The organism is Limnoglobus sp. (assembly GCF_059499385.1).
In genome coordinates this window covers 105,644-118,202 of record NZ_JCABYM010000021.1, presented here as the reverse complement: position 1 = coordinate 118,202, position 12,559 = coordinate 105,644, and the positions used below count along the sequence as shown (strand labels likewise).

General features: G+C 67.6%; 6 protein-coding genes. All 6 read right to left on the bottom strand.

Features of this window, described 5'->3' with window-relative positions; all coding sequences use genetic code 11:
• Positions 1–74: 74 nt before the first annotated feature.
• Positions 75–2,876, bottom strand: coding sequence for a BatA domain-containing protein (locus AC5JJ2_RS03900; protein ID WP_495856646.1), 2,802 nt, complete (start codon positions 2,874–2,876; stop codon positions 75–77).
• Between the two features lie 112 nt (positions 2,877–2,988).
• Positions 2,989–3,912 carry a DUF58 domain-containing protein gene (locus AC5JJ2_RS03895; RefSeq protein ID WP_495856645.1) on the bottom strand — a complete coding sequence of 308 codons (924 nt, stop codon included), beginning with the start codon at positions 3,910–3,912 and terminating at the stop codon, positions 2,989–2,991.
• 157 nt (positions 3,913–4,069) lie between these two features.
• Positions 4,070–5,113, bottom strand: coding sequence for an AAA family ATPase (locus tag AC5JJ2_RS03890; RefSeq protein ID WP_495856644.1), 1,044 nt, complete (start codon positions 5,111–5,113; stop codon positions 4,070–4,072).
• Between the two features lie 44 nt (positions 5,114–5,157).
• Complete coding sequence (locus AC5JJ2_RS03885; RefSeq protein WP_495856643.1) at positions 5,158–6,240, bottom strand: prenyltransferase/squalene oxidase repeat-containing protein; 1,083 nt, start codon at positions 6,238–6,240, stop codon at positions 5,158–5,160.
• Positions 6,241–6,274: 34 nt separating this feature from the next.
• Positions 6,275–7,375, bottom strand: coding sequence for a prenyltransferase/squalene oxidase repeat-containing protein (locus AC5JJ2_RS03880; protein ID WP_495856642.1), 1,101 nt, complete (start codon positions 7,373–7,375; stop codon positions 6,275–6,277).
• Positions 7,376–7,438: 63 nt separating this feature from the next.
• Entirely contained in the window at positions 7,439–12,469 is a 5,031-nt protein-coding gene (locus AC5JJ2_RS03875) for an outer membrane protein assembly factor BamB family protein (RefSeq protein ID WP_495856641.1), read from the bottom strand.
• Positions 12,470–12,559 lie beyond the last annotated feature (90 nt).

Sequence of the window (12,559 nt, the reverse complement as noted above, 5' to 3'; positions counted from 1 at the left end):
CCCCCCCCCCCCCCCCCCCCCCCCCCCCCCCCCCGGCCCCCCCCCCCCCCCCCCCACCACCCTACAAATGCCCGTCACGCCGCCGTCGGCGGGGCGGGGTTCGCGGCGGTGCGGTTGAACATCGCCGCCACGGACGGGGCGGCGTGGTCGAGCGTGCCGGCCGTGCTGTGGTGGCTCAGCTTCACCGCCAGCGCGCTCTCGGCCATCAGCACGAGCAACAGCACCAGGAAGATCCAGCCCGCTTCCGTCCAGTCGGACTTCTTGTTCTTCAGCAGGTCCACCCAGCCGGCGTCGCCGGCCGAGTGCAGCTCCGCCCCCGGTGCGTTGCCGAGGACGTCGTCCCGGCCGTACCGCCGCAGGTCGCCCTCGCGGGCGGCGTCCACGTTGAACGCCGCCGCCACGTACTCCGGCAGCTCCGTCGCGTCCGACCCGGCGCTCTGGGCCTTGATCTGCGAGAACGTGAACAGGTAGCCGCCCGGCTTCTGCGAGTCCGCGAACGCGAACTCGTGCTGCCCGGCGGTCGTGTTCATCGTCTGCTCCTTCAGGTCCACCGGGGCGACGGCCGCGGCCGCCCGCTGCCCGCCGGCGTCCTTCAGCGCGTCGAACCCGAGGAACGCCCGGCCGACCGTCGGCTTGTACCGGGCCGCGTCGAACTTCAGCGCGAGCGCCTCGCCGACTGAGAGGTTCGCCTCCGCGGTGCCGCCGGACAGGTAGCGTTCCATGATCGTCATGATCGGCGGGAACGACGTGTTACCCGGTGGGGCGGACGCCCAGTCGGTCCACGTCTCCCCGGCGGTCGTCGTGATGGCCGTCACCCGACCCTTGCCGAACGCCTTCGCGAAGTAGAGCGGGTCGCCGAACTTCACTAAGTCGCGGAGCCGTGCGGCCTCGGCCCGCAGGTCGGCGATCTCCGGCAGCGACCAGAACTCGCGGAGCGTCGCCTCGGCCGGGCTGCCCTCCGCCCGCTGGTCGGCGAGCAGTTGGTCGAACAGCGCCGCTAGTTCGTACAGCGGGTCGGACGACAGGGCCTTCGCGCGGAGCTTGGCTTTCAAGTCATCGAGTTGCGGCTTGTACTTCGCGTACTTCGGCTCGTCCACCGGCAGCTTCGTGAGGAAGTCGATGACCGGCTTGTCGTACTCGCCCATCGGCGACTCGTTCGGCATGCAGTACAGTTCCGCGACCGACCGATCCTCCCGCCACTTGCCGATCCGCTTCACCGGCCAGTACCGGTCGATGTACACGAACCGGAAGAACCGCTCCAACTCGTCGTCCTTGAGCGGCTGACCGCGGTCGTCGTTGTAGAGCGACGCGATGGCTTGGTGGGTCTTAAGGGATCGGTCCTTCAACAGAATCTTCTTCGTCGGCGAGAACCGGCGGACGATCTTGACCTCCTCCGGCACGACGGGACTGGGCTGCTCCGGCAACGGGACCGGGAACAGGCCGTTGCCGTCCGCGTAAAGGAGTTTGTTGTAATCGGCCGGCTTCACGTCCGGGCCGAGGAAGACGCCGAGGCCGCCGCCGTCGCGGACGTAGGCTTCCAGGTTCTTCACCGCCGCCTCCGGCACGGCCGGCACGTTGAGCAGCATCACGCAGGTGTATTGCCGCAGGTCGCCTTCCAAGTCTTTCAGGCTCCCAGGAACCCACTTGAACCCGCCGATGGCGTCGGTGAACAGCCGCTGGAGGTAGAAGCCGTCGCCCTCCCGCTTGTCCCGCATCGCCGGGCGGCCGTCCACGACGAGCATTGGCAGCCGGTCGCGGACCTCGACGATCGCGTGCCGGGCGTTGTCGAGGACCAACCCGCCGGGTTCCGCAGCTTCCATCCGGGCGGTGACGAGGCTGAACCGGTCGAGCGGCTTCTCCGGCGTGCCAACGATGTCGAGGTTTAAAGTGAAGGTCAACGATTTCTCGGCATTCCCCGGCAGCGTCTGGAACTGGACCGACTGCCCCTTCTTGTCGTCGCCGTTGACGGAGATCGGGAACCGCACGTCCTTCAGCTCCGTCGCGCCGTTGTTGCGGACCCGCAGCGTGAACTCGAGGGCCTCGTACCGGGCGGTCACGAGCTTCGCCGGCTTCAGCTCGACGACGCTCACGTTGTCGTGGTGCAACGGCGGCCGCTTCTCGTCCTTGCGGAACGGGTGGGCCACGTCCACCAGATGCACCTTCACCCGCGCGGTGGTCAGGTCGCCGATGGCCGTCTTGATCTTCTCGCCGTCCTGTTCCCAGTCGGTCGAGCGGAAGTCGCTGAGCACGTGGACGACCTGCGACACCTCGGCCCCGGTCTGCTCGTCGAGCGCCTTCTTCGCCCGCTGGAGCGCGTCCACCAGCGACCCACGGACCGGCGACGGCGTAAACCCGTTCAGGTACGACTTCACCTCCTCGATGGACGTGTTGTTGATCCGGCCAAAGTTGCGGGGCGTGGCCGGCGTGGACAGCATCATCACGTCGAGCGTCTGCGGCGTGGTCGCTTGCGATGCGGCCGGGGCGATCTGCTCGACCAGCACCTTCTTCGCCTCGCCGAAGGCGTCGGTCAGCTGGCCGTCGTCACCGCGGAAGAAGTCGGCCATGCTCGGCGAGTCGTCGAGGATGACGACGTGCGACGTGGTGCGGGTCTCCCGGCCGTCGAGCGGGTTGAAGCCCAAGAACCGACCGAACAGGAGGCCGGCGAGGAACACCATCAGGCAGCGGAGGAACAGGAGGAGAAGCTGCTGGAAGATCAGCTTCTTCTTCATCCGCTTCTGGGCCTTGAGGATGAACTCCATGGCCGCCCAGCGGACCCGCTTGAACCGCATCCGGTTGATGAGGTGGATGATGATCGGCACGCTGACGAGCGCCGCGCCGGCCATCATCGACCACGGGTTCAGGAACATCTCGAGCATCGAGTCGGTCTCTGGGTCGTTTCTTGTAGGGCGGGTCAAGGCTTTGCGCCGACCCGCCGTCGGTCTCAGTCGCCACGGCGGGTCGGCGCAAAGCCTTGACCCGCCCTACAAATCACCGTCGCGCCGGGCTGCCCTTGTTCGCCATCCGCTGGAACAGGAACCGCGACAGCACCGCGTCCAGGTAGTCGCTGGTCCGGACGAGCGTGTAGTCCACCCCCATCCGCGAGCAGCCGCGGCGAACCTCCGTCAGGTACTCTTCCAACACTTCCAGGTAGCCTTCCCGCAGCGCCTTCGGGTCGCATAGTAGGTTCGGCAGCTCCTCCATCCCCTCGAACCGCGTCATCCCGCCGAACGGGAACGTCAGTTCGTCGTCGTCCATCACGTGGAACACCATCACGTCGTGCCGCCGATGGCGGAGCATCTCCAGCCCCTTGAAGATCGGCTCGCGGTCGGTCAGCAGGTCCGAGAACAGGACGACGAGGCCCCGCGACGGCGTGCTCTCGGCGATCCGCCGCATCGCCTTCAGCACGTCCGTCTTCTCCCGCGGCCGGCTCAGGTCGAGCGTCTTCGCCACGGCGTCGATCTGGTTCTGGGCGCTGCGGGCGGGGATGACTTGGTTCACGTCCCAGCCGTAGCTGACGAGGCCGACCGAGTCCTGCTGCTTCACCGTCAGGTACGCCAGGCACGCGGCGGCGGTGCAGGCGTACTCGTACTTGTTCATCGCCCCGTTGCCGTAGACCATCGACTCGCTCGTGTCCACGACGAGCGTGCAGCGGAGGTTCGTTTCCGCCTCAAACTGCTTGAGGTAGAACCGGTCGGACCGGGACCAGACCTTCCAGTCGATGTGCCGGATGTCGTCGCCGGGGACGTACTCCCGGTGCTGGACGAACGCGACCGACTGGCCGAAGAACGGACTTTTGTGCATCCCGGAGATGAACCCGGACACGGCCTGCTTCGCCCGCAGGTCGAGCTGCGAGATGCGGGCGATGGTCCGCGGGTCCAGGAACCGCCGGGGGTCGTCGTCTTTGGCTGCCATTGTGCCCAACTGTGGAAGGCAAATCACGGGAACCCGACTTCCGAAGTCCGGCTTCGACTTCGGAAGTCCAGGGGAACCAACGCCCTGAACATTGAAAAAAAACGTCACTCCTGTGATCGACTTCCGAAGTCGAAGCCGGACTTCGGAAGTCGGGGGCTTACACCGGCGTGAACATCTTCTTGAACCGCTCGTCCCGCTCGAGTTCGCCCTCCTTGCTCGGCGTCTCCTCGAGAATTTTCGCGATCACCTTGTCCGTCGTGACGCCCTCGGACGCGGCCGTGAAGTTCGTCAGGATGCGGTGCCGCATGACCGGGTGGGCGAGTTTCTGGATGTCCTCGGTCGTGACGTGCGGCCGGCCGTAGAGCAGGGCGCGGGCCTTAGCCGACAGGATCAGGTTCTGCACCGCCCGCGGGCCGGCCCCCCAGGACAGCCACTCCTTGATGAACTTCGGCGACGAGCCTTCGCCCAGCCGCGTCTGCCGGACGAGCGCCAGGGTGTACCGGATGATGTGGTCCGACACCGGAACCTTGCGGACGAGCTGCTGGAGGTCGAGGATTTGCTCGCCGGTCAGTACCGGGGCGATCTCGTCCACCTGGGTCGAGGTCGTCCGCTTCGCGATCTCGAACTCCTCCGCGGCCGTCGGGTAGCCGACGAACACCTTGAACATGAACCGGTCGAGCTGCGCCTCGGGGAGCGGGTACGTCCCTTCCTGCTCGATCGGGTTCTGCGTCGCGAGGACGAAGAACGGGTTGGCGAGCTTGTGCCGCACCCGGCCGACGGAGACTTGCCGCTCCTGCATGGCTTCCAGGAGCGCCGCCTGCGTCCGCGGCGGGGTCCGGTTGATTTCGTCCGCCAGCACCATGTTGGCGAACAGCGGGCCGGGGCGGAACTTCAGGTCCACGCCGCCGGTGACCGGGTTCTTCTCGATGAAGTCCGTCCCGGTGATGTCCGCCGGCATCAGGTCCGGGGTGAACTGGATGCGGCTGAAGTCCAGCGACAGGCACTTCGCCAGCGACGAGATCATGAGCGTCTTCGCGAGGCCCGGCACGCCCTCCAGCATGCAGTGGCCGCGGGTGAACAGGACGATGAGCAGTTGCTCGATGACCTCGTCCTGCCCGACGATGACGCGGCCGAGCTGCCGCTTCAGGTCCTGGTAGGCCGATTGTAGCTTCTTGATGGCCGCGAGGTCGGCGGAGTCCATTTTCACTTCGGTCGGTTCGACGCTCATGGTCACGGGTTCCGGGGTTAGCGGTGGTAAATCGGGAGGACGCCCTTGTCCAACTGGAGGATGGTGAGGTTCACGGCGGTCGCGTACACCTGGCCCGCGCCCCAGCCGTGGCCGGCCCAACTGCCGTCCGCCGCCTGGTTCGCCTTCAGGTAGTCGTACATCGTGTCGCGGTACGCGGACCACTTCCACTGGTCGGCCGCCGCCGCCTTCGGGAACATCTCGGCGTACCGGTCCTCGCCGAGGACGTAGATGGCTTGGGAGAGGTAGTAGTTCTGGTACTCGTCGTGGGCGACGCGGCCGGCGGCGACGGGGATGTTTTCCTTGCAGTACTGGATCCACCGCTTCGCGTACTCGTCGTTGTACTGCCCGGCGCTGAACGCGCACGCGACGGCGGCGGCCGTGATGGCCGGCCGCTCCTGCCCGGCGGCGGCGACGCGGCCGCGGCCGAGGTTGTAGATCAGCCCGCCCCGCGGGGTCGTGCATTTGCGGAGGTACTCGACCGAGTTGTCGATCGTCTTCTTCGGCACGGCTATCCCCGCGTTCCGGGCGGCCCGCAGCCCCTGGAGCTGCGTCACGGTCGTGGACCCTTCGTCGAAGTTGTTCCCCTCGATGGCGCTAACGTACCCCCACCCGCCCTGGTCCGTCTGGGCCTTGCACGAGAAGTCCACCGCCCGCTTCAGAATCTGTTCGAGCTTCTTGCGGCGGTCCTCGTCGTCCTCCTCCCCGTACACGCTCGCCAGGAACAAGAGGCCGTACCCGTGGCAGTGGATGTACGAGTTGTGCGCCCCCCGCTTGCAGAGCAGGCCGTTCGGCTGGGCGTGCGTCGTGAACCACTGCACGGCCTTCACCAGCTGGTCGCTGTACTTCCCCTCGCGGAGGGTGCTGCCCTCCATGAGGAGCGCCATGCCCGCCACGCCGGTCATGGCGCTCGGGTACGCCCCGCCCTGGGCCTCCCAGTGGCCGTCGGCCTGCTGGGTCCGCTTCAGGTACTCGAGCGCCTTCGCCACGACCGGCTCGATGTCCGTCTTGGGCCGCGGGTCGGCGGCGGCGGCCGGGCCGACGGCCAGGGCCGCGAACGCGAGTGCGAGGGTGCGGGTCATGGGGCACCGGGTCGGGGCGGTGAAGGGGCAGGGGTCAGCGGTGGTAAATGGGAAGGACGCCCTTCTCCAGTTGCAGGATGCACAGGTTCACGGACGTGGACATTACCGGGCCGATGTAGCCGCCGGACCAGCTGCCGTCCGCGGCCTGTTGGGACTTCAGGTACTCGTACATCACGTCCCGGTACTTGCTCCACTGCCAGCGGTCGTTCGCGGCCGACTTCGGGAACATCTCGGCATACCGGTCCTCGCCGAGGACGTAGATGGCCTGTGCCAGGTAATAGCTCTGGTACTCGTCGTGCGCCAGCCGGCCGGACGCGATCGGGATGTGTTCCTTGCAGTATTGAATCCACTTCTTGGCGTACTCGTCGTTGTACTGCCCCGAGCTGAACGCGCACGCGACGGCGGCGGCCGTGATCGGCGGCCGCTCCTGGCCAGCCGCGGCGATCCCGCTGCCGGACAGGTTGTAGATGACGCCGCCGCGGGGCGTCGTGCACTTCCGCAGGTACTCGACGGCGTTGTCGATCGTCTTCTTCGGCACGGCGATGCCCGCGTTCCGGGCCGCGCGGAGGGCCTGCAGCTGCGTGATCGTCGTGGAGCCTTCGTCGAAGTTGCCCCCCTCCAGGGCGCTGACGTAGCCCCACCCGCCCTTGTCCGTCTGCGCCTTGCAGGAGAAATCGACGGCCCGCTTGATGACCTGTTCGAGCTTCTTGCGGCGGTCCTCGTCGTCCTCCTCGCCGTACACGCTCGCCAGGAACAAGAGGCCGAACCCGTGGCCGTAGATGTACCGGTCGCGCTCGGCGGCGTTGAGCGGGTTGCCGAGCAGGCCGTTGCCCTGGACGCGGTCGGTGAACCACTTCACCGCCTTCACCAGCTGGTCGCTGTACTTCCCCTCGCGGAGCGTGCTGCCCTCCATGAGCAGGGCCATGCCCGCCATGCCGGACATCGCGCCGGGGTACGCCCCACCCTGCGCCTCCCACCGGCCGTCGGACTGCTGGTTCCGCTTCAGCCACTCCAACCCCTTCTCGACGACCGGCTCGATGTCGAGCTTCTTCTTCGGGTCGTCGGCCGCGGCCGCGAGCGCCGAGAACCCCGCCGGCAGCGACAGCAGGCTCGTCAGAAAGTGGCGGCGTTTCACGCGATCTTCCTCCGCACGGAATCACCCATCCTACGTAGACGACCCACCCGGCAAACTCTCACGTCATTTTTTCGGCACGGCTACCGGCGGCGGAACCGGCGACGCCGGGCCGCTGGTCGGCGTACTCGGCACGGCGGCGTTCACCTTCCGCTCGCCGGCCGGGGCCTTCCCGTCGTCCGGGCTGATCTCCCAGTACATGTCGCCGCGGATGACCTTCGCCGTCGCGTTCTTCGGGTCCGTCACCAGCGAGTAGAAGTACCCGTTCTGGCTGAGGTTCCGGTAGTACCGCAGCCGGCCGTTCGCCTTGTCCAGGACGATGACGCGGTAGATCCACTGGCCCGTGCCGTCGTCCGACTGCATCTGCGTGCCGGCCACGAGGGCGGGCACGTCGGCGAACCGGTCGATCAACAGGTGCTGGTTCAGGAACAGCTTGTCCGTGTACCAGAGGCGGGTGCCGGACGCGCGGTCGAAGCAGTAGACCGCGCCGTTGACCGGCAGGAACTTCAGGTACATGTAGTTGTAGTTCCGCCCGGCGTTGGCGTTCCCGGCCTTGTTCAGCACGAGGTAGAACCGCTCGCCGTCGCCGAGCAGCACCGGCTTCACCAGGTCCTTCGCGTGGTCGGCCGCGTTCCCCTTGTCGATTTGCCCGGCGAACACCGGCTTGCCGGTCTTGATGGCGAGGACCTCGAACGCCCCGTCCGCCTTGATCGCCCCCGTGACTTCGGGCAGGTGCGAGTGCAACACGGCCGCGTCCGCCGGGTACCCCTTCGACCACACGTCCTGGCCGGTCAGCGGGTCGTACAGCCGGAGGTGTCGCTGCTTCTCCTTCACGTCCGTCACGAGGAGGTGGCGGCCGACGAACCGGACGAGCGCGTCGCCGGTCACGAGGCCGCTACAGTCCGGGGCGGTGTCCACCGGCTTGCCGTCCGCCGCCCGGAACGCGCGGGACCGGGTCGGCCGGTTCTCGTTATTCTTCTCGACCACGAAGACGTGCTGCGAGTCGCCGAACACGACGGAATTCGACCCGACGTTGGTGCGGGACCAGAGCTTCGCCCCGGTCATCGGGTCGAGGCCGATGAGGCCGTCCTTCCAGACGACGCAGGCGACGTTCGCCTCCAGCACGGTGGCCCGGCCGACGCCGAGCTTCGTCCCGTCCTGGCCGAGCGGGACCGTCACGTCCATCTCCGGGATCGGGTTGCCGTCGTAGTAGTTGTTCCGGTTCGGGTCGAGCTTCAGGTCGCCGAGCGGGTTGAACTCCCACAGCTGCTTCTTCTCGGCCAGGTCGAAGCAGTGGACCATGAGGCCGGTGTGGACGAGCAGCAAGTTGCCGTGCGCCTGGGCGATCCGGTGCTGCGGCACGCCGGTCTGGGCGTAGAACCGCAGCCGCGGGAACGTCGCCTTCTCCTGGTTCGTCGAGCGGTCGTACACCTTCAGCGCCCACGTCCCGTCGCCGGCGTTGTTCGGCATGAGCATGAGCCGGTGCCGCTGGTAGAACGCGTTGGTTTCCGCCCCGTCCGGCTCGACGGTGATCGTGTTGTACCCGCCGGCCGCGCCACCGCGGACCTCGTTCACCTTCACCCGGTCCGGCGTCGGGATCCGCATCGGCTCCAGGTACGGCAGGAGCCGCTTGTCGGTGAGCAGGTCGTTGAGGAAGTCGGCCCCGGTCTTGCCGTCGCGGATGGAAACGTCCGGGTACTCCTCGCCGAGCTTCGCGTACAGGGCGACGGCGTCGTCCATCATGCCGCGGCGGGTCATCAGCCGGGCGAGCGTCTCAATCGCGCGGGCGACGATCCGCTTCTCCGGCGCGGTCGCCCAGACCTTCAGGAGCAGGGCCTGCGCCTCGCGGGCGTCGTCGTCGTTGTTCGCGGCCAGCTTCTTCTCGGCGAGGGCCAGCTGCGCCTCGCGGCCGACGGCGAAGTGGTCGCCGAACGCCCGGACGAACTCCGCGAGCGCCTTCGGGTCGGCCCCCTTCTGAACGGCCGCCCACTCCTTCGCCACCCGGTCCTCGAGCGGCTTGCGGACGGCCGGGTCGGTGGCTTCCTCGATCATCGCGGAGATTTGCCCCCGCGCCCACACGTCCGGCCGGGTCTGGCCGTTCGTCTCGGACCCGATGGAGATGAGCTGCTTGTTGTCGCCGAGCTTTGAAATCTCGACGTAATGGTCGAACGCCTCGGCCAGCCGCTTCTGCTGTCGCCGGCCGTTGGCCATGAGTTCGAGGAACGTCTTTCTGCGGTTGAACCCCTCGTCGATCTGCTGTTGCTTGACCTTCGGGTCGTCGGAATCGACCTTCACCTCGGTCAGCCCCTTGTACTCGTCGAGGAACGACTCGCCGGCGGTGAAGTCCTTGCGGAGCAGTTCCGTGTAGGCCGCATACAACTTCTCGCGGAGCCGCCGCTGCGCGTCCTCCGGCGGGTTGTTCTTCGCCGCCTCCTTGAAGTCGGCGATGGCGGCGGCGATCTCGCCGTTGTCCATGCTGATCTCGCCGCGGGCGACGAGGCCGACCGGGTCCTTCGGGTTCGCCGCGAGCAGCTTGTCCATCTCCGCCTTCTTCAGCCCGGTGAGCGGGAAGACGGCCAGCTCGAGCGGCGACTGGGCGAGGAGCTGCCCCTCGTGGAAGGCGAGGTTGCCGAGCATGACCGGCGGGCCGTCGGCCTCGGCCTTCTTGCGGTACGCGGCCTTCGCCGTGACCGTCCCCTTCGCGACGTTGATCGCCCAGATTTCCGGCCGGTCGCCGTCCGGGCTGTTGGCCAACGGCAGGTAGTACACGCCGCCCTTGCTGACGACGCCGTGCCCGGCCGGCGTGCCGACGCGGAGGTCCCGCCACGCCATGACGGTGTCCTCCTTGCCGGTCGGCCCGGCCTTCTCGCGGGGCTTGCCGACGAGGTTGATCGCCCGGACGAACTCCTTCCCGACGACGACGACCTTGTCCGCGACCACGCCGCCGACGTACAGGTCGCCCGCCCGCTGGGGTTCGGTCCAGAGGAGGTCGCCGGTCCGGAGGTCGAGGCAGTCGATGCTCTTCGAGTCGAACGCGGTGAACACGACCCGGCCGTTCGAGACGACGGGGGCCGCTGCCCGGTAGTGGTCCGCGGCCAGGGCCGACAGGCCGGTGTTCGGCGGCTGCCCGCCGCGGACGAACCGGCGGCCGCCCATGTTTTCTTGCCCGGCCGCCGGCTGTTCGAGGCTGCGGTACGACCGCGCCCACAGGAGGCTACGGGACATCACGTCCACGGCCACGACGGCGCCGGCGTTCGTCGGGCAGATCATGACGCCCTCGGAGTACGCCAGGTACGAGCACTGGAACCGGCGGACGCTGTCCAGCGGGAGCTTCATGTTCGGCTCGCCGAGCCGTTGCGACCAGACGAGTTCCGGGGCCTTGTCGCTCGGCTTGCCGTTCGGAAGTTGGTAGTGCTTCACCTTGAGCGGGTCGAGGCAGGCCAGCCGCATCCGGCCGTTCTTCTCGAACAGCACGTACAGTTTGCCGTTGACCGGCAGCGGCGGCCCGACGAAGAAGGCGTTGGCCATGAGCAACAGCGGGTTGTCCGTCTTGTCCTCTTCCTCCTCGGTCATGGCCGGGACGGAGACGGCGTTGCCGAGTTGCCACGCGAGGTTGCCGGTGAGCATGTTGAGCGCGACGAGCCGGTTCCCCTCGGCGAACAGCTTGTCCACGCCCATCTGCCCGCCCGCGCCGGGGTTGACCGGCATGAACCCCATGTTCGGGTCGTACACGGCCGGCGGCGACGGGAGGGCCGTGTCGTCCACCGCGTACACGTTCTGCCCGTCGTGCGTCATCGACCCGACGAGCGGGTTGTCGAACAGGATCGTCTTGAGTTTGTGGCTGTCCTTGTACTGCTGGAACCGGGCCTTCGCGTCCGCGTTGTTGTCCGCGGACATGATGGCCGCGAGCGCCCCCTTCGCGTCGGCGTACCAGTACAGGTCGCCGGCCTTCGCCGGCTTGCCGTGGTTGGAGAACCCGTCCTTCGTGACGTAAGCGAAGATGCCGTCGTAGGTCCGCACGAACACGAGGTTCTGGGCGGACACCGGGAAGAAGCCGGGGATGGCGACGACCTGCTGGCTGCCGGTCGCCCGGACGCCCTTGACCACGTCCGTGAGGTTCTGCTGGATCCACGCCGCCCCTTCCTGGAAGTCCTCGGTGCGGGTGGTCATCGACCGGGTGTACGCCGGGTCGAGGAACGGCGCGCCGCCGTCGCCGACGCCGGTGTGCGAGGCGTTCCCCAGCCGCATCGTCACGTAGGCGTCGCCGACCTTGCCGAACAGCGTCTCCGGCGACTTCGCGAGTTCGTCCTTGAGGTCGTCGAACGAGTACGTCCGCCGGCCGATCTTGAGGCCGTCGCGGGGGTACTTCTTCTCCAGTTGGTCGGTCAGCTTCTTCACCTTATCCGCCGACTGCCCGGCCCGCTGGAGCGCGACGATGGCCTTGAACGTGGTGAGCGGGGTGAAGAACTCCTCGGCGTCCTTGCGGTCGAGCAGCCGCTCGAACGAGTACGCGCTCTCGACGTAGTTCCCGCGGTCCAGGTGTAGCCCGGCGAGCAGCAGGGCGGCCTGCGCCCCGGCCTTCGTGTGGAAGTACCGCTGCGACACCTCGGCGAGGACGGTGCGGTCGTAGTTCTTGCCGACGGCGTCGTTGAGCAGGCCGTCGGCCGTGCCGCCGAACGTGAGCTGGTAGAACTGCTTGCCTTCCTGCGGGAACCGGCCGATGAGCCGATTCGCCTCCGCCTTCGCGCTGATCCGCTGGACCTTGCCGTCTTCCGTCTTCGCCTCGTAGAAGGAGTCGCTCTTCGCGTCGAGGACCTGCTGGGCGGCGAAGCAAATCTTGTCCCAGGGGGCCTTCTCCTTCTTCTCCTTGAACTCTTCGAGGTAATCGTTGACGGCCTTGATCATGTTCTTGGCGTCGCGGTCGGACGGGAAGATCATGACTTCCAGCGGCGCGTTCTTCTCCTTCTTGGCCCCCTCCGGCGCGTCGGGCGCGGCAATCGGGGCGACCTGCCCGTGCGACGGCGCGACGGAAACCAGCGCGGCGAGGGCGGCGACCGAGAGCGAGCCGGCGAGGGTGCGGAGCGTGGCCGTGCGCATGGGAGTCATTTCCTGGAGGAACGACTGGTACGGATGATAAAGGTTCCGCCCGTTCGCCAAACAACCCGCGAGGAGAATTCGTGCCGCCGG

Excerpts from the sequence above, each read along its gene's own strand:
- AC5JJ2_RS03875 (WP_495856641.1), bottom strand. The coding sequence starts at position 12,469 with ATGCGCACGGCCACGCTCCGCACCCTCGCCGGCTCGCTCTCGGTCGCC.
- AC5JJ2_RS03890 (WP_495856644.1), bottom strand. The coding sequence starts at position 5,113 with ATGGACTCCGCCGACCTCGCGGCCATCAAGAAGCTACAATCGGCCTAC.
- AC5JJ2_RS03885 (WP_495856643.1), bottom strand. The coding sequence starts at position 6,240 with ATGACCCGCACCCTCGCACTCGCGTTCGCGGCCCTGGCCGTCGGCCCG.
- AC5JJ2_RS03900 (WP_495856646.1), bottom strand. The coding sequence starts at position 2,876 with ATGCTCGAGATGTTCCTGAACCCGTGGTCGATGATGGCCGGCGCGGCG.
- AC5JJ2_RS03895 (WP_495856645.1), bottom strand. The coding sequence starts at position 3,912 with ATGGCAGCCAAAGACGACGACCCCCGGCGGTTCCTGGACCCGCGGACC.